Origin of the sequence: Rahnella sp. 2050, from assembly GCF_040544515.1 — a bacterium.
Lineage (GTDB): Bacteria > Pseudomonadota > Gammaproteobacteria > Enterobacterales > Enterobacteriaceae > Rahnella > Rahnella aceris.
Genome location: NZ_JBEPKE010000001.1, coordinates 418,866 through 441,334, shown reverse-complemented (window position 1 = coordinate 441,334; position 22,469 = coordinate 418,866). Strand labels below are relative to the sequence as shown.

At 50.0% G+C, this 22,469-nt stretch carries 23 protein-coding genes; 12 read left to right on the top strand and 11 right to left on the bottom strand.

Annotated elements, in window-relative coordinates; genetic code table 11:
* The first annotated feature begins 288 nt into the window (after positions 1-288).
* Both zwf and ABIC79_RS01855 read left to right on the top strand, forming a co-directional pair.
* A complete protein-coding gene (gene zwf, locus ABIC79_RS01860; protein ID WP_013575315.1) occupies positions 289-1,764 on the top strand; it encodes a glucose-6-phosphate dehydrogenase in 1,476 nt (491 codons plus the stop codon).
* A gap of 265 nt (positions 1,765-2,029) precedes the next feature.
* Positions 2,030-2,671, top strand: coding sequence for a bifunctional 4-hydroxy-2-oxoglutarate aldolase/2-dehydro-3-deoxy-phosphogluconate aldolase (locus tag ABIC79_RS01855; RefSeq protein ID WP_013575316.1), 642 nt, complete (start codon positions 2,030-2,032; stop codon positions 2,669-2,671).
* A 65-nt stretch (positions 2,672-2,736) separates the two neighbouring features.
* Here the strand turns inward: ABIC79_RS01855 and ABIC79_RS01850 are convergent, their stop codons facing one another.
* On the bottom strand, positions 2,737-3,081 hold the full coding sequence (locus tag ABIC79_RS01850) for a RidA family protein (protein ID WP_013575317.1): 345 nt from the start codon (positions 3,079-3,081) through the stop codon (positions 2,737-2,739).
* Positions 3,082-3,223: 142 nt separating this feature from the next.
* Between ABIC79_RS01850 and yoaA the strand changes: the two genes are divergently transcribed.
* From yoaA to rnd, 5 genes are all read left to right on the top strand, one after another.
* A complete protein-coding gene (gene yoaA / locus ABIC79_RS01845; protein ID WP_013575318.1) occupies positions 3,224-5,137 on the top strand; it encodes a DNA repair helicase YoaA in 1,914 nt (637 codons plus the stop codon).
* A 129-nt stretch (positions 5,138-5,266) separates the two neighbouring features.
* A complete protein-coding gene (gene tsaB / locus ABIC79_RS01840; protein WP_013575319.1) occupies positions 5,267-5,968 on the top strand; it encodes a tRNA (adenosine(37)-N6)-threonylcarbamoyltransferase complex dimerization subunit type 1 TsaB in 702 nt (233 codons plus the stop codon).
* Positions 5,969-6,030: 62 nt separating this feature from the next.
* The gene (locus ABIC79_RS01835; RefSeq protein WP_013575320.1) at positions 6,031-6,663 is read left to right on the top strand and encodes a Slp family lipoprotein; all 633 of its coding nucleotides are present in this window, start codon (positions 6,031-6,033) and stop codon (positions 6,661-6,663) included.
* A gap of 317 nt (positions 6,664-6,980) precedes the next feature.
* Positions 6,981-8,678: a long-chain-fatty-acid--CoA ligase FadD gene (gene fadD, locus ABIC79_RS01830; RefSeq protein WP_354566495.1), complete on the top strand. Its 1,698-nt coding sequence runs from the start codon at positions 6,981-6,983 to the stop codon at positions 8,676-8,678.
* 97 nt (positions 8,679-8,775) lie between these two features.
* Positions 8,776-9,897, top strand: coding sequence for a ribonuclease D (rnd, locus tag ABIC79_RS01825; RefSeq protein ID WP_013575322.1), 1,122 nt, complete (start codon positions 8,776-8,778; stop codon positions 9,895-9,897).
* Between the two features lie 347 nt (positions 9,898-10,244).
* On the opposite strand, the gene minE is transcribed toward rnd, so the two are convergent.
* The 3 genes from minE to minC are packed head-to-tail and all read right to left on the bottom strand — an operon-like array spanning position 10,245 to position 12,044.
* The gene (minE, locus tag ABIC79_RS01820) at positions 10,245-10,514 is read right to left on the bottom strand and encodes a cell division topological specificity factor MinE (RefSeq protein WP_013575323.1); all 270 of its coding nucleotides are present in this window, start codon (positions 10,512-10,514) and stop codon (positions 10,245-10,247) included.
* 3 nt (positions 10,515-10,517) lie between these two features.
* Positions 10,518-11,330 (bottom strand): septum site-determining protein MinD, encoded by an 813-nt coding sequence (gene minD / locus ABIC79_RS01815; protein ID WP_013575324.1) that lies wholly within the window; start codon positions 11,328-11,330, stop codon positions 10,518-10,520.
* Between the two features lie 24 nt (positions 11,331-11,354).
* Complete coding sequence (gene minC, locus ABIC79_RS01810; RefSeq protein WP_013575325.1) at positions 11,355-12,044, bottom strand: septum site-determining protein MinC; 690 nt, start codon at positions 12,042-12,044, stop codon at positions 11,355-11,357.
* Between the two features lie 136 nt (positions 12,045-12,180).
* Here minC and ABIC79_RS01805 point away from each other — a divergent pair, with 136 nt between their 5' ends.
* From ABIC79_RS01805 to ABIC79_RS01785, 5 genes are all read left to right on the top strand, one after another.
* Positions 12,181-12,453, top strand: coding sequence for a YcgL domain-containing protein (locus tag ABIC79_RS01805; protein ID WP_013575326.1), 273 nt, complete (start codon positions 12,181-12,183; stop codon positions 12,451-12,453).
* A 122-nt stretch (positions 12,454-12,575) separates the two neighbouring features.
* The gene (locus ABIC79_RS01800; RefSeq protein ID WP_126124842.1) at positions 12,576-13,751 is read left to right on the top strand and encodes a lytic murein transglycosylase; all 1,176 of its coding nucleotides are present in this window, start codon (positions 12,576-12,578) and stop codon (positions 13,749-13,751) included.
* 26 nt (positions 13,752-13,777) lie between these two features.
* Complete coding sequence (locus ABIC79_RS01795) at positions 13,778-14,434, top strand: fumarylacetoacetate hydrolase family protein (protein WP_013575328.1); 657 nt, start codon at positions 13,778-13,780, stop codon at positions 14,432-14,434.
* Positions 14,435-14,541: 107 nt separating this feature from the next.
* On the top strand, positions 14,542-14,991 hold the full coding sequence (locus ABIC79_RS01790) for a YcgN family cysteine cluster protein (RefSeq protein ID WP_126124843.1): 450 nt from the start codon (positions 14,542-14,544) through the stop codon (positions 14,989-14,991).
* 161 nt (positions 14,992-15,152) lie between these two features.
* A protein-coding gene (locus ABIC79_RS01785) for an IS3 family transposase (protein WP_126124844.1) occupies positions 15,153-16,249 on the top strand; the annotation gives its coding sequence in 2 pieces (ribosomal slippage) (positions 15,153-15,405 and positions 15,405-16,249; 1,098 coding nt in all).
* 273 nt (positions 16,250-16,522) lie between these two features.
* On the opposite strand, the gene ABIC79_RS01780 is transcribed toward ABIC79_RS01785, so the two are convergent.
* The 7 genes from ABIC79_RS01780 to dsbB form a co-directional block, all read right to left on the bottom strand.
* Complete coding sequence (locus tag ABIC79_RS01780; RefSeq protein ID WP_126124845.1) at positions 16,523-17,776, bottom strand: glucosyl transferase; 1,254 nt, start codon at positions 17,774-17,776, stop codon at positions 16,523-16,525.
* A gap of 1 nt (position 17,777) precedes the next feature.
* Positions 17,778-18,695, bottom strand: a complete 918-nt coding sequence (locus ABIC79_RS01775) for a glycosyltransferase family 2 protein (RefSeq protein WP_037034667.1) — start codon at positions 18,693-18,695, stop codon at positions 17,778-17,780.
* Positions 18,695-19,054, bottom strand: a complete 360-nt coding sequence (locus tag ABIC79_RS01770; protein WP_126124846.1) for a GtrA family protein — start codon at positions 19,052-19,054, stop codon at positions 18,695-18,697. Before ABIC79_RS01770 ends, ABIC79_RS01775 begins: the two co-directional genes overlap by 1 nt.
* A 744-nt stretch (positions 19,055-19,798) precedes the next feature.
* Positions 19,799-20,140 (bottom strand): anti-adapter protein IraP, encoded by a 342-nt coding sequence (iraP, locus tag ABIC79_RS01765; RefSeq protein ID WP_013575330.1) that lies wholly within the window; start codon positions 20,138-20,140, stop codon positions 19,799-19,801.
* Between the two features lie 114 nt (positions 20,141-20,254).
* On the bottom strand, positions 20,255-21,364 hold the full coding sequence (locus ABIC79_RS01760) for an AI-2E family transporter (protein ID WP_354566494.1): 1,110 nt from the start codon (positions 21,362-21,364) through the stop codon (positions 20,255-20,257).
* A 236-nt stretch (positions 21,365-21,600) separates the two neighbouring features.
* Positions 21,601-21,798, bottom strand: coding sequence for a hypothetical protein (locus tag ABIC79_RS01755; RefSeq protein ID WP_013575332.1), 198 nt, complete (start codon positions 21,796-21,798; stop codon positions 21,601-21,603).
* Positions 21,799-21,863: 65 nt separating this feature from the next.
* Complete coding sequence (gene dsbB / locus ABIC79_RS01750) at positions 21,864-22,394, bottom strand: disulfide bond formation protein DsbB (protein WP_013575333.1); 531 nt, start codon at positions 22,392-22,394, stop codon at positions 21,864-21,866.
* Positions 22,395-22,469 lie beyond the last annotated feature (75 nt).

The following is a 22,469-nucleotide window of genomic DNA, read 5'->3' as shown; positions in this document are numbered from 1 at the left end:
TTTTGTCAGAGTTTGACCGGGATCTAACTTTCAGTATGGTAAATTCTGTTCAGTTTTGTCATAAAATTACAGAATGTGGTGGGTTTTACTATCCGCTGAGACATTTATGATAAAAACAAGCTTTTCCGCAGAGTTATCCCCCTGTCAGAACATGGTTTACGGCTCACGGGCAATCAGAGTACATTGTTGCTGAAATAAAATTACAATATGTACCCGAGATAATTCGAGTTGCGGCTCACGCACAGCAACCAGAAATATGTTAGGTATTCCTGCATTGAGGAGAAGAACATGGCGGTAACTCAGACAGCCCAGGCGTGTGATCTGGTAATTTTCGGTGCAAAGGGCGATCTTGCGCGCCGTAAGCTGTTGCCTTCCCTGTATCAGTTAGAGAAAGCGGGTCACATTCACCCGGACACCCGCATCATCGGTGTCGGACGTGCGGAATGGGACAAAGCGGCCTATACCGAAGTGGTCAAAGAAGCACTGACCACCTTCATGAAAGAAAAAATTGATCCGGAACTGTGGGATAAGCTCAGCGCCCGTCTTGATTTCTGTAACCTTGATGTCAACGATGTGAAGCATTTCAAAGTGCTGGGCAAAATGCTTGACCAGCAAAATCGCGCCACCATTAACTACTTTGCGATTGCGCCAGGCCACTTCGGTGCGATTTGCCGCGGTCTGGGCGAAGCAGGGCTGAACAAAGAACCTGCGCGCGTCGTGATGGAGAAACCACTGGGACACTCTCTGGAGTCTTCTCAGGTTATCAACGATCAAGTCGCGGAATACTTCGCTGAGTCCCAGGTTTACCGTATCGACCACTATCTGGGTAAAGAAACGGTACTGAATCTCCTGGCACTGCGTTTCGCTAACAATCTGTTTGCCAGCAACTGGGATAACCGCACCATTGATCATGTGCAGATCACGGTCGCTGAAGAAGTCGGTATCGAAGGCCGCTGGGGTTACTTTGATGACGCGGGTCAGATGCGCGACATGATCCAGAACCACTTGCTGCAAATTCTGACCATGATCGCCATGTCACCTCCGGCTGATCTGAGCACCGACCGTATCCGTGACGAAAAAGTGAAAGTGCTGCGCTCACTGCGTCGTATCGACCAGTCAAACGTGCGTGAAAACACCGTGCGCGGCCAGTACACAGCCGGCTTCGTGCAGGGCAAAAAAGTCCCTGGCTATCTGGAAGAAGAAGGTGCGAAAAAAACCAGCAGCACCGAAACTTTCGTGTCTATTCGTGTGGATATCGACAACTGGCAGTGGGCGGGCGTGCCATTCTACCTGCGCACCGGTAAGCGTCTGCCGAGCAAATGTTCTGAGGTCGTGGTGTATTTCAAAAACCCGGCGCTGAACCTGTTCCGTGATTCTTACCAGCAGTTGCCGCAGAACAAACTGACTATTCGTCTGCAACCGGACGAAGGTATCGAGATCGAAGTGCTGAACAAAGTGCCGGGTCTTGAGCACAAACACCGTCTGCAAACCACCAAGCTGGATCTGAGCTTTACTGAAACCTTCAATGAACAGCATATTGCCGATGCTTACGAGCGTCTGCTGCTGGAAACCATGCGTGGAATTCAGGCGCTGTTCGTCCGTCGTGACGAAGTGGAAGAAGCCTGGAAATGGGTCGACTCCATCATGAACGCATGGGCTGCGGAAAGCGAAGCACCAAAACCGTATCAGTCCGGGACATGGGGGCCGGTGGCTTCCGTGGCGATGATCACCCGCGACGGCCGTTCCTGGAACGAGTTCGAGTAACGAATAATTTATTGAGTCATTACTCCCCAAAATAATTGGAGTTGCAGCAAGGCGGCAAGTGTGTGAGTCCCGATGAGCTGACATGAGTCAGTGATTCGGGTGAACAAGCGCAGCCAACGCCGCTGCGGCTTCAAGTATGACGGGGAGAGTAGTATCGTCCAATCGGGTGTGGTCGGTTACTGGCAGGGTTTAAATTCTGCTGGTCCCTGTGGCAGGGGCGCGCCATCAATCACAACGGTGCCTGCGGGCATGAATGGAGAACAAGATGAAAAACTGGAAAACAAGCGCGGAACAAATTCTGACCTCAGGGCCGGTTGTTCCTGTGATTGTTATCAACAAACTGGAGCATGCGGTTCCGCTGGCTAAAGCGCTGGTTGCGGGTGGCGTCCGTGTGCTCGAAGTGACGTTGCGCACCCCATGCGCGATGGATGCGATCCGTGCCATTGCTCAAGAAGTGCCGGACGCTATCATTGGCGCAGGTACGGTACTCAATCCAGAGCAACTGGCTGAAGTGACCGAGGCGGGTGCCCAGTTTGCGATTAGCCCTGGCCTGACTGATGCTTTGCTGAAAGCAGCCAATGCCGGTTCTATTCCTTTAATCCCGGGGATTTGTACGGTATCTGAACTGATGATGGGGCTGGATGCTGGTCTGCGTGAATTTAAGTTCTTCCCGGCTGAGGCCAATGGCGGTGTGAAAGCGTTGCAGGCGATTGCCGGTCCGTTCCCGCAGGTGCGTTTCTGCCCGACTGGCGGGATTTCGCCGGCGAACTACCGTGATTACCTGGCGCTGAAAAGCGTGCTGTGTATCGGTGGTTCATGGCTGGTGCCAGCCGATGCGCTGGAAAGCGGTGATTACGCACGCATTACTGAGCTGGCGAAAGAAGCGGTCGCCGGTGCAAAGATCTAAAACAGCGACGTGCTGAAAATGAAAAACCTCCCGCGGGAGGTTTTTTTATGTCTGCTGATCAGTGCTTAGCGTGCGGCAATGATCTTGATTTCAATTTTATATTTCGGATTCATCAGGTTAGCCTGAACCGTGCAGCGTACCGGTGCATTGCCCGGTGATACCCAGGCATCCCAGGCTTCATTCATCGCCGGGAAATCTTCTTTATTGACCAGAAACAGTGTGGCATCGAGAATTTTGCTCTTATCCGAGCCCGCTTCCGTTAGCGCAGCATCGATAATGGCCAGCGTTTCTGCGGTCTGGTCTTTTGCATTCGCGTCCAGATTTTCCGGCACTGCCGTGTAATAAATGGTGTTGTTATGGATAACGATGTCGGACATCCGTGGCTCAGGTCGGATACGCTCGATGGTCATATTATGGCTCCAGTTAGTCACTTTTTTATGATGCCGCTAAGGGTATCACAAAGGATGAATACGTTGGATTGGCAGATGGCGGTGGTAGTCGGGGCGAGGGATTGGCATAATCACTGCTGATCCGTACAGGTAGAGAGACAGAGTGACAGACGATTTCGCAACAGACGGCGCACTGGCGCAGAAAATTGAAGGTTTTAAACCCCGTGAACCTCAGCGTCTGATGGCGCAGGCTGTCAGCAAAGCCATCAGCGGTAAGCAAGGGCTGGTGGTGGAAGCCGGTACTGGTACCGGTAAAACCTACGCTTATCTGGCACCGGCATTGCGCTCCGGCAAAAAAGTCATTATCTCCACCGGTTCGAAAAACTTACAGGATCAGCTTTATTCCCGCGATTTGCCCAAAGTCGCCAGGGCGCTGAATTTCAAGGGCCGTCTGGCGCTGCTGAAAGGGCGCTCAAACTATTTATGTCTGGAACGTCTGGAGCAGCAATCGCTCTCCGGCGGCGATCTTGCCAGCCAGGCGCTCAGCGAACTGGCGCATCTGCGTCACTGGTCGAGCAGCACGGAAGAGGGCGATATCAGCACCTGCACCGTGGTACCGGAAGACAGCTTTGTCTGGCCGCTGGTGACCAGTACCAACGACAACTGTCTGGGGAGTGACTGCCCGCTTTACAAAGAATGCTTCGTGGTAAAAGCCCGCCGTAAGGCGATGGACGCCGATGTGGTGGTGGTGAACCATCATCTGTTTATGGCGGACATGGTGGTGAAGGAGAGCGGCTTTGGTGAGCTGATCCCCGAAGCTGACGTGATGATTTTCGACGAAGCCCATCAGATCCCTGACATCGCCAGCCAGTATTTTGGCCAGCAGGTCACCAGCCGCCAGCTGCTTGATATGGCAAAAGACATTACTATTGCTTACCGCACGGAAGTCCGTGACTCTGTGCAGTTGCAGAAAAGCGCTGACCGGCTTAGCCAGAGCACGATGGATTTCCGTCTGGCGCTCGGCGAGCCCGGTTTTCGCGGCAATCTTCGCGATGTTCTCAGTCAACCCGCCATTCAGCGTGCCTTACTGTTGCTCGATGACGCGCTGGAACTTTGCTACGACGTGGTTAAATTGTCCCTCGGCCGTTCTGCGTTGCTGGATGCGGCTTTCGAGCGCGCCACGCTTTACCGCAACCGTCTCAAACGCCTGAAAGATGTGTCGATCCCCGGTTACAGTTACTGGTACGAATGTAATTCACGCCATTTCGTCCTGGCGCTGACTCCCTTGTCGGTGACCGACAAATTCAGCGAGATGATGAAAGAAAAACCGGGGGCGTGGATTTTCACCTCGGCAACGCTTTCGGTGAACGATCAGCTGCATCATTTTACTGAGCGTCTGGGGCTGGATGAGGCAGAAACGTTGCTGCTGCCGAGCCCGTTCGATTACGCCAAACAGGCGCTGTTGTGCGTTCCGCGCTTTCTGCCTGAATCAAATGTGCAGGGCAGTTCGAAACAGCTGGCGCGGATGTTGCGCCCGCTTATCGAAGCTAATAAAGGCCGCTGTTTTTTCCTGTGTACGTCTCACAAAATGATGCGTGAACTGGCGGAAGAATTCAGGGCCAGCCTGACGCTGCCGGTTTTGTTGCAGGGCGAAACCAGCAAGGGCCAGTTGCTGGCGCAGTTTGTCGAAGCCGGTAACGCATTACTGGTCGCCACCAGCAGTTTCTGGGAAGGGGTGGACGTGCGCGGTGACGCGCTGTCGTGCGTAATTATCGACAAACTGCCGTTCACGTCGCCTGATGATCCATTGCTCAAAGCCCGTATTGAGGATTGCCGTCTGCGCGGCGGAGATCCGTTCAATGACGTACAATTACCGGATGCTGTCATTACGCTTAAACAGGGTGTCGGACGTTTGATCCGTGATACGGATGATCGCGGGGTGATGGTGATTTGCGATAACAGGCTGGTAATGCGTCCGTATGGTGAAGTTTTCCTCAACAGTTTGCCGCCGACACCGCGCACCCGTGATCTGGCACAAGCGATCCGCTTTTTACAGAACGCTGAAGAGCAGAATTAGCCCTTTGTTTATGCTAAGATGCCGCCCCGAAAAAGGTTCTTGTACCCGTCATATTTCACGTTGCAGATGCGTTGACTGCGCGCGAGGTATTGAGGGTATAACTTATTAATTTCCCGCCTGAGGTTTGGCATGTCCACGCGAATTTTAGCAATTGATACGGCGACAGAAGCCTGTTCGGTTGCGCTTTACGATCAGGGCGAAACGCTCGCTCATTTTGAACTCTGCGCCCGCGAACATACGCAGCGCATTCTGCCGCTGGTGCAGCAGATCCTCGCCGAAGCGGGGCTTTCCCTGAAACAACTCGACGCACTGGCCTTCGGCCGGGGACCGGGGAGTTTTACCGGCGTGCGCATCGGCATTGGTATCGCGCAAGGCTTATCGCTCGGCGCGGAACTGCCTTTGTTGCCCGTCTCCACCTTACTCACCATGGCGCAGGGTACTTACCGCCAGACCGGCGCGGAACAGGTGCTGGCAGCCATTGATGCCCGCATGGGCGAAGTGTACTGGGGTGAATTTACCCGCAATACACAAGGTGTCTGGAGCGGTGAAAATACCGAGACGGTCATCAAACCTGAACAACTGCTGGCGCGTACCGTTGAGCGAAACGGGCGCTTTGCCACCGTGGGTACGGGCTGGGAAGCCTATCCGCATTTACTGGGTGAATCCCCGGCGGCGGATTTATTTGATGGAAAAATGTTACTGCCGCAGGCGGAAGATATGTTGCCGCTGGCGCTGCAGCTCTGGGAAAACGGTATTCGCGTTAATCCGGAAGATGCTGAACCGACTTACCTGCGTAATGAAGTTACGTGGAAAAAGCTGCCAGGCCGATAAGTCATGGCAACTTGTGCATCAAAAGACGGTCAAAATGAAGAGTTTGCACAGGAGTCATCGTAATGCGTAAGTGGTCTGTTGTTCAGCAGTTATCAGGTGTAACGGGTAAGAAAATGGTGCGGAGTGCTGTTGCACTCAGCGTGTTGGTATTATCAGGGTGTGTCACCGTGCCCGATGAAATTCGTGGGACCACGGCTACGCCGCAAATGAATTTACAGGCCGTGCAGGGCGCGCCGAATTTGTACGTCGGGCAGGAGTCGCGTTTTGGCGGCAAAGTGATTGCCGTAACCAACCTGCAAAACAAGACGCGTCTGGAAATCGCAACTGTTCCGCTGGATGACGGTGCTCGCCCGATTTTAGGGGCAGCATCACGCGGACGCATTATGGCTTACATTAACGGTTTTGTGGATCCGGTGGATTACCGCAATCAGTTAGTGACCGTCGTCGGGCCAATTACCGGCGTGGAAAAGGGTACCATCGGCCAGACGTCTTATGATTTCGTTACCGTTAATGTCAACAGCTACAAACGCTGGCGGATACAGCAACAGGTCGTCATGCCTCCGCAACCTATCGGCCCATGGGGCTATGGTTTTGGCGGGCCGTATGATTCCTGGGGGCGGGGGTTTGGGCCCGGTTGGGGGCCCGGCTGGTATAATACAGCACCGGCCCGGGTCGAAAGCGTCGTCACCGAATAGACCGCCGCCGCCGCGTGGAGCTCCGCCTTCTCATGGCGTGCTTCCCCCGGCAACAGTAAAACCGGCAGCGACGCATTCTGTTGTGCCGCTGTCCGGGAAATGACCTGAAGAGAAGCGTTGTTAAGGCGGCTTAATTGCCGCCTTTTTATTTTCTGCCATGGACGGTTGACAAAGTAAGGGCACAGAAAAAGTGACCCGCCTCTCAACCTCGACATTGTTTGAAACGCAACTGGTAAGCTGAGTTAAAATATTGTTAAAGACGTGATAAAACTCGTCGAATAGAGACGGCAACAGAACATGATTTCAGGAGTGATACCTTGGAAAAGGTTTGGCTAAAACGATATCCGGCAGATGTTCCTGAGAACATCGACCCTGACCGCTACAGTTCGCTGGTCGAGATGTTTGAAAATGCTACGTTGCGTTACGCTGACAATGCGGCATTTATCAACATGGGCGAGGTGATGACTTACCGCAAGCTCGAAGAGCGCAGCCGTGCTTTCGCCGCCTATTTGCAAAATGAGCTTGGGCTCAGGAAGGGCGACCGCGTTGCCCTGATGATGCCGAATCTGCTGCAATACCCGATTGCCCTGTTTGGCGTATTGCGCGCCGGCATGGTGGTAGTCAACGTCAATCCTCTGTATACGCCGCGTGAACTCGAGCATCAGCTCAACGACAGCGGTGCCAGTGCCATTGTGATTGTTTCAAACTTTGCACATACCCTGGAAAAAGTGGTGTACAAAACCCAGGTTAAGCATGTGATCCTGACCCGAATGGGCGATCAGCTTTCTGCGGCGAAGGGGACGCTGGTTAACTTTGTGGTGAAATATATCAAACGGCTGGTGCCTAAATACCATTTGCCGAATGCGATTTCCTTCCGCACCGCCTTACAGCGCGGACGTCGTCTGCAATACATCAAGCCCGATATCATTAATAATGATCTGGCGTTCCTGCAATATACCGGCGGAACGACGGGCGTGGCGAAAGGGGCGATGCTGACCCACCGCAACATGCAGGCGAATCTCGAGCAGGCGAAAGCGGCCTACGCGCCGTTGTTACAGACGGGACATGAACTGGTGGTAACCGCACTTCCGCTGTATCACATTTTCGCACTGACAGTGAATTGCCTGCTGTTCCTTGAACTGGGCGGTAAAAGCCTGCTCATCACCAATCCGCGCGACGTGCCGGGGATGGTCAAAGAACTCGGGAAATATCCTTTCACGGCTATCAGCGGCGTGAATACATTGTTCAATGCGTTGCTCAATAATGAAGATTTCCGTGAGCTTGACTTCTCCTCGTTGCGTCTTTCTGTCGGCGGCGGAATGTCGGTGCAGAAATCAGTGGCAGAGAAGTGGGAAAAACTGACCGGTAAACATCTGCTGGAGGGTTACGGACTGACAGAATGTTCACCGCTGGTGGCGGGTAACCCGTATGATTTGAAACATTACAGTGGCAGTATCGGTCTGCCAGTGCCGTCCACGGAAGTCCGTCTCGTGGATGATAACGGCCAGGATGTCGGGCCTGGCCAGCCTGGCGAGCTGTGGGTTAAAGGCCCGCAGGTTATGCTGGGTTACTGGCAACGGCCTTCCGCCACCGATGAGGTGCTAAAAGATGGCTGGTTATCGACGGGCGATATCGTTACAGTGGACGAGCAGGGCTTCTTACGGATTGTTGACCGTAAAAAAGACATGATTCTGGTTTCCGGTTTCAACGTTTACCCTAACGAAATTGAAGAGGTGGTTTCACAGCATGACAAGGTACTCGAAGTTGCCGCCATTGGCGTGCCGGATGAGTCGTCGGGTGAAATCGTCAAAATTTGCGTGGTGAAGAAAGACCCATCACTGACCAGCGAAGAGCTTCTCGCACATTGTCGTCGGTTATTAACCGGTTACAAAGTACCGAAGATTGTCGAGTTCCGCGACGAGTTGCCGAAGTCAAATGTCGGTAAAATTCTCAGAAGGGAACTTCGTGATGAGCAGCTGAAACCGAAAGCCACTCCGAAGCAGGATGCGGCATAGCGGATTGCCTGTTCAGTCAGAAAGAGTCAGATTCTTAACGCCGGCGATGTCCGGCGTTATCACGTTATAACGCAGTAATGATTAAGAGAATGATGTTTTGAATTATGAGTTGATCACCACCAATGACGCGCTGGAGCAAGTCTGTCTTCAGGCCAAAGCGCACAGTAAAATTGCGCTGGATACCGAATTTGTCCGTACCCGCACGTATTATCCGCAACTGGGGCTCATACAGTTATTCGATGGCGAAAGGCTGACGCTGATCGACCCATTGCCAATCACCGCCTGGCAACCCTTCATTGATTTGCTGGTTGATCCTGATGTCATCAAATTCCTGCATGCCGGCAGCGAAGATCTGGAAGTTTTCCTGAATGCCTTTGGGGTGATGCCTTCGCCGCTGATTGATACGCAGATCCTCGCTGCTTTCAGCGGGCGCCCGTTGTCCTGTGGTTTTGCACGTCTGGTGGCTGAAACCACCGGCGTTGAGCTGGATAAAAGCGAATCGCGCACTGACTGGATAGCCCGTCCGCTGAGCGAAAAGCAATGCGTCTATGCTGCGGCTGACGTGTGGTATCTGCTGCCGCTGGCCGATCAACTGATGCGTGAAACACAAGACGCAGGGTGGATGGATGCCGCGCTGGATGAATGTCTTGCTCTGTGCCGCCGCCGTAAGGAAGTGCTGCAACCGGAACTGGCTTATCTGGAAATCAGTAACGCTTTTCAGTTGCGTCCACGCCAGTTGGGATGCCTGAAGTTGTTAGCCGCGTGGCGCCTGAACCAGGCCCGTCAGCGTGATCTGGCCGTTAATTTTGTAGTACGTGAGGAAAACCTCTGGCAGGTGGCGCGCTATCAGCCAACGTCGCTGGGCGAGCTGGAAGCGCTTGGTCTGAGTGGCCCGGAGATTCGCTATCACGGGCGTACGTTGCTGGCGCTGGTGGAGGAATCGAATGCACTGGATGAAGCTGAACTGCCCGCACCGATTTTGAACCTGATTGATCAGCCGGGTTACCGCAAAGTCTTTAAGGATATTAAGGCACTTATTCAGACTGTCAGTGAAGAGAGTAAACTGAGCGTTGAAATGCTGGCATCACGTCGCCAGATTAATCAGTTACTGACCCATCACTGGAAGTTAAAAGATAAAGAATCACAACCTGAATTAATCAGTGGCTGGCGCGGGAAGTTGTTAGCTGAAAGACTGAATGAAATTTTGAGCAATTATTGATTCCTTCTTTTAAGAAGGAAAGTGAATATGCGTTAAAAAGAGCGGGCAATTGTCCCGCTCTTTTTATTTTATATTTCCCGATAACGCTTAATCCTAAAATAGCGGCAATCAGGCCAGTCTGGGGATATTAAATTCCAGCTAAAATGAGAGAAGTCTTAATCAAGAATTATCAGGAATAAGCACAAACAGACGGAAAAAGAACCTGTTTAATGGGGTTATATACAGTGGTTATTTCGGGGCGGGAAGAGAATAGCGGAAGGGAACGAGATAAAAAGCAGTAGCCCCCTGAAAAAACAGGGGGCGCTATGCTGAAAAAAACACCTGCGAACAAAGCAAACAGACTGCTGTCATTTAGGCGTTTCTTCCGATTCTGGCAGGGTGACGTTAAGTTCCAGTACGGAAATATCGTCACCTTTTTGCTCGAACTGAACCTGCAACATTTCTGGGTCAATCTTAATGTACTTACAGATGACCGCCAGAATGTCACGTTTCAGTTCAGGCAGATATGATGGTTCACTATCCCCTCGACGCCGTTCGGCTACGATGATCTGTAGCCGTTCCTTGGCTATATTGGCTGTCGATTTTTTGCGGGACAGAAAGAAATCTAACAATGCCATGGTTTATCCCCCAAAAAGGCGTTTCAGGAAACTCTTCTTCTCTTCCTCAATGAAACGGAATGCACGTTCTTCCCCAAGCAGACGGCTGACAGTATCGTCATACGCTTTCCCTGCATCGGATTCCTGATCCAGAATGACCGGCTCGCCCTGGTTGGACGCACGCAGTACAGACTGATCTTCCGGGATAACCCCGATCAGAGGAATACGCAGGATTTCCAGCACATCTTCCATGCTCAGCATGTCGCCACGGCTGACACGGCCCGGGTTGTAACGGGTAAGAAGCAGATGTTCTTTGATAGGCTCTAAGCCTTGTTCCGCACGGCGAGATTTTGAAGACAAAATGCCCAGGATGCGGTCGGAGTCACGAACGGAAGAGACTTCTGGGTTGGTGGTGATCACGGCTTCATCGGCGAAATACAACGCCATCAGTGCGCCGGTTTCGATGCCCGCAGGGGAATCGCACACCACGAAATCAAATTCCATTTCGGCTAAATCGTTCAGGATCTTCTCAACGCCTTCGCGGGTCAGTGCGTCTTTATCACGTGTTTGCGAAGCCGGAAGAATAAACAGGTTTTCGGTGCGTTTATCCTTGATAAGCGCCTGATTCAGCGTGGCATCACCCTGGATCACGTTAACGAAATCATAAACCACCCGGCGCTCACAGCCCATAATCAGGTCGAGATTACGCAGACCGATATCGAAATCGATAACTACAGTCTTTTTGCCTTTTTGAGCTAAACCGGTAGCAATGGCCGCGCTTGAAGTGGTCTTGCCAACGCCCCCTTTACCCGATGTAACAACTATGATGCGTGCCATGAATGGATTCCTTGTCAAAAGGGCTTAGTTTAAAGGTTGTATGGTTAACACATTATTTAACAGGCTGAGGCGCGCTGCCTGACCGAGATAATCGGCCGGGATTTGATCACTCAACCAGTATTGCCCTGCGATAGAGACTAGTTCAGCGCCTAACTGCGTGCAAAAAATCTGACAATTTGCATCGCCTGCGGCGCCAGCCAGCGCTCTGCCTCGCATCATGCCGTAGATGTGGATATTGCCATCGGCAATCAGTTCCGCACCTGCGCTGACACTGTTGGTCACGATGAGGTCGCTGTTACGGGCATAAATTTGTTGGCCGGATCTGACCGGAGTACTGACAATGCGGGTTTTAGCCGGTGCATTGTCGGGCACGACAGGAACCGGTGGTTCTGCAGCGATACGCTGTGCGCGGCCTTCACTCAGCAGCGGTAAACCGGTGCGGGAAAGTGCGCGTTTTTGCGCCTCATCTTTGCAACCACTGATGCCAACAATGCGAAAGCCTGCAGAAGCGACAGCCTGTTGAATGTCTTTCCAGTTTGCTTCACCGGTCAGTGAGGCAACGTTGATAACAACAGGGGCATTTTTCAAAAAGGCTGGAGCTTGCTCCACTTTTTCCTGTAATGCCTGGTAAATAACCTCAGGTTGTGAACTATGTAAATGAACAACCGATAAGGTAAAACTGCTGCCTTTTAGTTCTATTGGCGATTGTGACATCTATCCTGACTCAGTCTCAGCAACTCTAAATCCCCGGAATACCACTCGGGGGGCGATATTCCGATGTACGATAAGCATGTTATAGTTACAGTTATATCTAGGCAAGCCACCGTTTCAATAAAATAGAGTTAAAAAAATGCTTTGTGTGATCTATAGAAGTACTAAACGCGACCAGACTTATCTGTATGTCGAAAAAAAAGACGATTTTTCCCGTGTGCCTGAAGAATTACTCAAAGGTTTTGGCGTGCCTCAGTTCTCAATGATGCTAAACCTGGCAAACCGTGAAAAACTTGCCACAGCAGATATTGCTAAAGTGCGTCAGTCGCTGGAAGAGCAGGGTTATTATCTGCAGGTTCCACCGCCGGTAGAAAGTTTATTGAATATTCATCTGAACGACGCCAGTAAATAACGCATTCCTGACATTTGTCTCGGCACTCCTCGAACTTTCAGACGGCATGACTTGCATTCATCTTGGTCGTGCTCAAAGCTTATAGCGATGAATCACTTGCAGAAGTCAAAAGGAAGAAATTGATGAAATTGTCGGCACTGGCCGTGTTAACACCGCTGATCATCCTCAGTGGTTGTGCAGCACAGAAAGCTACCTCAGGGCAACCCTCTACACCATCCACTGCGGCAACACAGCCTGCTGCTGCCGCACCGGCAGCGCCTTCTGGCAAAACGTCTCTGGCTGAACAGGGGCGGGACCCCGCGGAATTCCCGGCTTATGTCGAACAACTCAAAGCACAGGCGCTCTCACAAGGGATCCGCCAGCAGACCATCGACAGCACCTTCGCCAACATTCATTTTGTTGACCGCGTGATCAATTCAGATCGCAATCAGCTCGAAAAGAAAATTACCCTCGACGATTATCTGACACGCGTTCTACCTGAATGGAAGATTAAACAGGGGCAGGAACAGCTTCAGAGTAATTTGCCTGCGCTGACAAAAGCCAGCGAACGTTATGGGGTTCAGCCGCAGTACATTGTGGCGTTATGGGCGATGGAAAGCAGCTTCGGCAAAATTCAGGGTAAAGAGGATGTATTCTCTGCGCTGGCCACACTGGCCTTCGAAGGACGTCGTGAAGCCTTCTTCACCAAAGAATTTATGTCGGCGCTTAAAATTGTCGATTCCGGTAAAGCCACCAGCGACATGATGAAAGGTTCCTGGGCGGGTGCGATGGGGCAGTCGCAGTTTATGCCAAGTTCTTATCTGACTTACGGCGCTGACGGTAACGGCGACGGCAAGATAGACATCTGGGCAAACACCGATGATGTTTTTGCTTCCACGGCCAATTATTTGGCGAAAGAAGGCTGGAAAGGCGATCAGGGCTGGGGCCAGGAAGTGAAATTACCAGCTAACTTTGATGGCGTTCTGTCGGGGCTGAAAAATAACCAGATGCATCCGGCCAGCTACTGGCAGCAGCGCGGCGTGACGCAAGTTGACGGCAACCCGCTAATGTCGACAGCGACCCGTTCATGGATTATCACACCGGATGACACGCAGGGGCGCGCGTTCCTGGTTTACGATAACTTCCGTACGATCATGCACTGGAACCGTTCAACCTATTTCGCGCTGAGTATCGGCATGATGGCGGATGGTATTATGGGCTCGCAGTCACCGGTGGCTTCCGGCGATTTAGCACCGGCGACAACTCCGGCGCCTTCTGCACCGTTAGCGCCAGCACCGCATAATCCGTTCAGCGGCTGAAATTCCTAACTTCAAGGAGTAGCTGTATGTACCAACACAGAGACTGGCACGGCGCATTACTGGATTTTCCGGTCAACAAAGTCGTGTGTGTCGGCAGTAACTACGCCGATCATATTAAAGAGATGGGCGGGCAGAAAGCGGCGGAACCGGTGTTATTTATCAAGCCGGAAACCGCTTTGTGCGATTTCCGCCAACCCATCGTCATCCCGAAGGATCTCGGTGCGGTACATCATGAAGTCGAACTGGCGGTACTTATCGGCACACCACTGAAGCAGGCGACGGAAGATCGCGTCGCCAATGCTATCGCTGGTTACGGGCTGGCACTTGACCTGACGCTGCGGGATTTGCAGTCGACGTTCAAACAAGCCGGACAACCCTGGGAAAAAGCCAAAGGGTTTGACGGTTCCTGCCCGATGAGCGGATTTATTCCGGTAAGTGAATTTGGTGATGCACAACAGGCTGAACTGCGGTTAGAGATCAATGGAGAAGTGCGTCAGAGCGGGAATACCCGCGATATGCTGACGCCGCTTCTGCCGCTGATTGCCTATATGAGCCGCTTCTTCACGCTGCGCGCGGGCGATATCATTCTGACCGGTACACCACACGGCGTCGGCCCGCTAAAAGCGGGTGATGAAATTGTGGCTACACTTAATGGTAAACAGGTAAGTTCCCGCGTGATCTGACGGCGTTTTTCCTCTCCGCCGGAACCCATTTCCGGCGGCTTTACTTGCATCTGCAGGCTAAAGCGTCTATATAAGCACCCTCATTTTCTTTATACCGGATGCACATTATGACTGAACCCGCTTTTTGGCAGCACAAAACGCTGTCTGAAATGACCGACGAAGAATGGGAAGCATTGTGCGACGGCTGCGGACAATGCTGCCTGCATAAGCTGATCGACGAAGACACCGATGAAATCTATTTCACCAACGTCGCCTGTAACCAGCTCAACATCAAGTCTTGCCAGTGTCGTAACTATGAACGTCGTTTCACGCTGGAAGAAGATTGCATTAAACTGACCCGCGAAAACCTGACAACCTTCGACTGGCTGCCGCCAACCTGCGCTTATCGCCTGATCGGCGAAGGACGCCCGCTGCTTCCCTGGCATCCGCTGCTGAACAAAGCATCGAAATCGGCCATGCATACAGCGCAGATCTCCGTACGCTACATCGCCGTGCGCGAAGACGACGTTGAAGACTGGCAGGATCACATCCTGAATAAGCCAAGCTGGGCGAAGTAACTACCTGAAGTGATTGAAGAACTTCATCACTGTGATATAGCGCGGGGTATATACGGGGCATCACCCGTAAACGCTGTACAGTGATCTCCTCCCTGAAAGCAGTGCCAGTCTAAACTGAAGTATCCGGTCTTTCTTTCATTTCACTGAGAGGCATATCAACCATGAAAAAGACCCGTTATACCGAAGAACAGATAGCCTTTGCCCTTAAACAGGCCGAAACCGGCACTCGGGTGGAGGAAGTGTGCAGAAAGATGGGGATTTCTGAGGCTACTTTTTACAATGGGAAGAAGAAGTTTGGCGGTATGGGCGTGACAGAACCGCGTCGTCTGCGACAGCTGGAGGAAGAGAATCACCGCCTGAAACGGCTGGTCGCCGATCTCAGTCTGGACAAGGAAATGCTGCAGGACGTCATCTAAAAAAAGTTCTGAGGCCGGTGCAGAAACGCGAGGCGGCCGAATACCTGCTGGCGGCGTACCGCATCGGGGTTCGCAGGGGATGCCGGCTGATGATGCAGAGCCGAACGGTCTACCACTACCGCAGCTGCCGCGATGACCGGACCTTCACGCAGCGGATACGGGAGATTACAGAAACCCGCATTCGTTATGGTGTGCAGCGGATCCATATCCTGCTGCGGCGCGAGGGCTGGCTGGTTAACCACAAGAAAACCCATCGGATTTACTGTCTGGAAGGGCTGAACCTGCGGTCAAAACACCCGCGGCGGCACGTGACGGCCAGGCACAGGCGTATCCGCCCGGCCGTGACCGCTGTGGATCAGTGCTGGAGCATGGATTTCGTTGCTGATAATCTGTTCAACGTACGCCGGATCCGTGCCCTGACTGTAGTCGATAATTTTAGTCGTGAATGCGTGGCGATCGAGGTAGGCCAGGGACTTCGCGGTGACCATGTGGTCGCGATGGAACGGTTCAGGCAGACACAGCAGCGTGTACCACAGCGGCTACAGACGGACAACGGCAGCAAATTTATCTCGAAAGCGCTGGATCGCTGGGCGTATGAAAACCGGGTAACGATGGACTTCTCACGCCCCGGGAAGCCCACAGATAACGCCCTGGTTAAGTCATTTAACGGCAACCTGCGTGATGAATTTCTGAACGTGCACTGGTTCCTGTCACTGGAAGATGCTCAGGAGAAGATCGAGCACTGGCGGCAGGAATATAACCAGTATCGACCACATTCCTCGTTAAATAACCAGACTCCTGCAGAATTTATCCGAAGCCTGCAAACAGGCCCGGATCTCTGATTTATCCTGGCACCGATATTGGGAAGGGATCATTCTTTATCAACGGAACGTCAGGTATTTCAGTACGAGTTGATTACACATCGGTAGGAAAATAAAAAAAGGGCCATCAGGCCTAATGCTGGTCACTTAAGGAAATGAGGCCCGTGAATTTGGGCCTTCGATGAAGAAAAATAGCGCTATAAGCCTGATTCCTTCATTATCCTTTGAAGCACAAAAATGAATTTGTATTCATAAAAATGCTTAACTGACTGGCATTACCATCATGCCCTTATTTTATTTTTTATGTAGATGCATGCTCCATCCAGGCGGGTTGATGCGAATCTGCATCGACTCTCCTGTCGGCAATGCATTGAATGATTTTATATCCTCACGATAACCCACCTCGGCCATTGGTGGTATTGAGAACCCACGTAATAAAACAGTAAGTGCCATGATGGAAATTATCATAAGTGGCGCCAAAGATTTGGGGGAAATTCGGCTCACTACATAAAGAAGAAGAGAAAAAAATGCAAAGTTGGTGATGAAAAAGTATCTTTCACCTCCCCCAGGGATCAGTAAAGTTGGCCACTGCGGCTGATCAAGGCTCATCATAGGCTTTGCCAGTGCAAACCCGATCATCAACACCGGGAATAAAACCGCCGATTTAAAACGCCACCCACACCTAAAGAAGAAAATAACCACCAGAAAGATTAGTGCGATGAAAAGCAAGATGTTCAGTACATGCATAGACCCCATGTCTGAAATTCGGTCGTTCATAAAGAGCGAACCACCTATCACACGGTAACTTATGACATCGGCCAAGAGACTAAAGCTTGCTCCTAGGGGGGCTGAAGACCTACCGGTGTCAGAGGAGTTCAGGATAGCTGCGACCTGTATAATGCAACACACGACCATGGTGATATCAAAAGCATTGATTCCCTTTATAGCCTTGACAATACCTCCACGCTGAGACACTCGCTTAATCAGCAGACATGGCGCAATGAATACAACAAAAGGCCCACTGAGAGAACTGATAATTAGAAGTGTAAAGTCGTGTATCTTCCAGACTACCTCTTTACCATCATCAGCCAGGACAACAGCCATAAGGTATAGAGATAAGTACCAGTGAACATTTGTAATGTTCACATATCCTTCAGTCAGATTTGGCATCAGCAAAAAATATATAACTGCCGCGATTCTATAAGGCATCCTTATAAAGGACATTCTTCCAGATAAAACAAAAAGCACAAAAAAGCATCTAATGCTTATCGCTATAATGTTGGCAACCAATGCAGCATTTGAAATCCCAGTAAGTATTGCCATTCCATAAGTGATTCTTGATATGGTTTGATAATATCCATTTTGCGGGTAAATTAGCGAGTTCCAAAAACCATTATTATAAATATTCTCCATCCATATTTTTCCATCCTCTGCCCAAGGCTGCGCGTTGAAAATTATGTCTGGTCTACGAGATACGATTACGGAAAAGACAAAAATAAATAATCCCGCCACCGCAATATATTTTTCTAAACGACTAAATCCGTTCATTTTATTCTTTATCCGACTTAGAAAGTATGTATCGTGGGCGTTTTTTTGTTTCAATGTAAATCCTACCTATATATTCACCAAGTACACCAATTCCTATAAGCTGTATACCACCTAGAAAAAGAATAGAAACTAAGATAGATGGATATCCAGCGACTGGATTTCCCCATATAAGTTTATCTATGATCATCCATGCGCCATAGACAAACGATAGAGCTGCGACGAAGAATCCTACGTATGTCCATATTCTAAGTGGTAGCGTGGAGAATGATGTAATCCCCTCAAGTGCAAGATTCCATAATTTCCAGCCGTTGAATTTTGTCGAGCCAGCTACGCGCTCGTCTCTTGTATATTCAACAATCTCAGTTCGGCCACCTACCCATGATAAAACTCCTTTCATGAATAAGTTTCGCTCTGGCAGAGACTTAATATTCTCTACGACAGCACGTGACATTAATCTGAAGTCGCCAACGTTTTCCTCTATTTTAGGATAACTTATCATGTTATGTAGCCTGTAAAACCATTCAGCGCTTTTCCGCTTGAAATGGCTGTCTGATAGTCTATCAGATCGTTTAGCTAGAACAACATCTGCTCCGTCCTGCCACTTTTCAATAAGTCTGGGGATAACGTCGATGGGGTCCTGAAGATCAACATCGATTGGGATTACTGCATCTCCCGTTGATGCTTCAAGGCCAGCGAACAAAGCTGGTTCTTTACCAAAATTTCTTGTAAAGCACAGCGAAGTGACAAGAGGATCAGATATTGTCAATGCAGTAATAATTTTTTTTGTATTATCTACACTTCCATCGTTGACAAAAACAATTTCCACTTCATATTGCGACAACTGCTCGCGGACGGTTCGATAAAAAATATCGATTGTATCCTCTTCGTTGAATACTGGGACTATAAGAGATATTTTCATTATTCCTCCCTAAATATTATAAATGTTGAATACAGAAACCCAACAATTAGACTTATTGCTGAAAATACTATCAGAGTTAATACTGGATTAAGCTCAACCTTATTGCCAAAATAACCGCAGGCCAACGAAATCGATCCCATAAAACCGACATAGAGAAAGTACTTTGTAGCTGTATGGTCAACCTGATAAGTCCACTTGGCGTTAGCAAAAAAACTAAACGTGACAGCGACACAAAACCCAGAGAAGTTACTTACCATTTGGTCATGACCGAATGAAAAGTATACAGCAGCAAATGTTAGCCAGTGGATTGCTGTGTTAAGTCCGCCAATAAATGCATATTTAACAAAAATCTTTAACATGGTTATAGTCAGATTATGAGAGATTGCAGGATCCTAGCATTTGTTGCATAGAACGCAAGGAAGCGTAAAGAATTGTTAGTTGTATTTCGTGCTGGCAAAGATTTTCACCTGCTTGAATAAATAAAAGTAATTTTTATTAACCACCACGCCATCCTTACTAGTACCTTCACAAGCAAGGAAATACATGATTATACTGTATATATAAACAGTTTTTGTAAGGTGATATATGGGCAAGGATTCTAATTTTGACATCGTATACCGTGGTGAGCCGCGCGACCGGATACCATCGGGCAGCTATGTCTTCTTTCAGCGTCGCAAGGAGCATGGAGGGGGTATTGGCTTGGTCAGGTTTACGATGACTGGTTTGGGTTTGTTATCGAGGAGCCGGTATCGCCCAGGCGAGGAATGGAGCATTTGATACTGACGAGGGGCAACCACGAGGGAATCATGGAGTTTGATGACAGTCTGGACAACTTCATGCTGAAGGGGGAGTAAAATGAGCATCAGGGCATATTCGGGGCAAAAAATTACCGCAAACCGATGTTACTACGTGCCAAGCAGCGCTTCAGTTTGCGGTAATACTCTGTTTAAACCGTGATTAAATCTTACTTCACATCACTTTGCTTCCCGACACCTGCATGCCATGAATAAGCCAAGCTGGGCCAGATAACCGATTTTGCCCGCAATCAGAAAACAAAAAGCCCCGGCAATCATTGCCGGGGCTTTTTATTACGAATTTTTACACTAAATCTCAGAGTCGGGTCTGACACCGTTCATGGCGCTGAGTGCTTCGGCATCCAGTTCAGGATCTTCTTTATCAATCAGTCGGGTCAGTTCAATGAGTGCCTGGAATTGCTCGAACAAAATCTTAGCGTCTGATTTAAGCATCTCATCAGCAGAGTCCAGCACTGAGTTGATGGCTTTGTTCACGCTTTCGATAATTTCCTGGGGGCCGCCATTTTTGCCGACAGTTAAAAATATAGCACTCAGCAAAAGGGACTGAGCCTCAACCTGTGCGGTAAGTTGCTTGGAATCCGCTTCCATGTGGGAGATTTTTGCGACCATACTTAAGATGATATTTTTCATTCATTGCCCCTTCAGACAAAGAGTATCTATTGCTTCTTATTTCTACGCCAGGTTATGAAAACTTCATAATCATATTTGGTAAAACTCGGTGGATTGTCGCAGTTGCTGAGAGCCTCAGGCATCTGGATGGTTTTTCCCTTCTTCGATAAAGTCTTCATTAATCTCATCGGTATTGTTCTGATGATCCCGGCCGGAAAGAATGTTCCAGCAGGCGATGAATAACGCGGCAATCAGCGGGCCAATCACGAAGCCATTGATGCCATACACTTCCATACCGCCAAGTGTGGTGACCAGGATAAGATAATCCGGCATTTTGGTGTCTTTGCCGACCAGCAGCGGACGTAACACGTTATCCACGATGCCGATGACCACCACGAAGAAGGCCACAATAAAGATCCCCTGCCACAGCATCCCGGAGGCGAAGAAATAAATCGCCGCAGGCACCCAGATAATGGCTGAACCCACTGCCGGAATGATCGACAGGAACGCCATCAGAGCACCCCAAAGCAGGCTTCCGTCCAGACCGGCGATGTAAAACGCAATACCGCCCAGCGCGCCCTGTACAACCGCCACCACAACGGTGCCTTTTACTGTCGCGCGAGAAACTGCTGCAAACTTCATAAACAGATGATGCTTTACATACCGTGACAACGGCAGGGTGGCGAGTGTCAGATTGACCAGGTAAGCGCCATCCTTGATCAGGAAGAACAGGATATACAGCATGATGCCGAAACCCACGACAAAGCCGAATGTGCTCTTACCTATTACGAAAACGCTGCCAGCCAGATACTGACTACCTTGCAGTGCCATATCAGAAAGTTTTTTCTGAATCTCAGCGGTGCTGTCGAGATCATGGTCTGACAGGAAGTGCCGTGCCCATCGTGGTAAATGATGGATGAAATCCGCCAGGATCACGGGCAGCTGTGTCTGATTTCCCTGCAGTTTGGTATAAACCGCATTGAATTCAAGTGCCAGCGACGAGGTTATAATCGCCAGAGGGGTGAAGACAATCAGACAAATAATCAAAACGGTCAGCAGAGAGACCACACCGTTGCGATCACCGACAACCTGTTTCAGCCGATTTTTTAACGGATTGAAGATGACGGCGAGAATAATGGCCCATAGTACGGAAGAGTAGTAAGGCCTTAATACATCGAAAAAAGCCAAAGTTACGATAAAAAGAATTGCGATGAAAAAGCCTTTTGAAAAACCTTTAATGAACATTTTTGTTCCTCTGATAAATCTTTTAGCCCTCGTAGCATAGAATGCATTGACGAATTTACAAACGTAGGTCTTTTTTTGTGCAGTGTGTTGTGTGCAGAAGGGGGAAGGGGGGAATCTTACCTCTGATCAAAAGCAACGCCGGGATTAATGGAACTCCGCCATTGCACCCGCGTTAATACCTGTCATTCCATTTCCGTTAAACGTCACTGTCGATTTCTATCCCTGATGTTTAAATTTTATTTAAACAGACCGTATAACACGAAACCAGCGACGACCCAGAAGGCGACGCAGGCTCCAACACAAATGATCCAAATGGCCCAGACGGGAAGATTTTTCATTGCACGTTCCAATAATGGTAATAAAAAGCACAGAGGCAGAAAGCCCGTGTTGACCGGGCGCTGCAGATAATACATCACGTCTGTTTTGGAAAACATCTTCTCCTCCACAGACATAAAAAAAGCGCCATCAGAGGCGCTTTTCCGTGTCAGCAAGGACTGAATTAACGACCAAATAAATCGCGACGTTTTGGTTTAACGAACTGAGCCAGCAGCACCAGAACAGCAATCACCATAAACACGCTGAAAATCACGACCAGCCACTGTGGCATGCCCAGTGACAGGAATTCCCACTGTTTTTCTGCACAATCACCGCTGGCGATAAACATCCACGGGAACCATTTGTCCAGTGGCAACCAGCTTGGGAAACGCGCGGCAAAATCACAGGTGGCGAACGGAGAAGGGTGCAACTGAATCATGGTGTGTTCCCATGACAGGCGGATACCTTCGTAAGCACTGTAGAGCCAGATGAGGATCCCGGCATAGCGTAACCATGTGGAAGGTGCGATAGCACCGACGAGGCCAGCCAGCAGAATACCCATCAGAGCACAACGTTCATAAATACACATGACACAGGGCTTAAGTAACATCACGTGTTGGAAATACAATGCAACCAGCTCAAGTGCCAGTGCAGTCAGAGCCATCAGAAGCCATGCACCGCGACCTTGTGAACAGCGGTTAAGATATTGCAACATAGAAAATTTTTCCCTGCAGTTAGCTACTGACACGCAGTGTAAACCAATTGCTTGCTGCTGCCAGCCTGTCCGAAT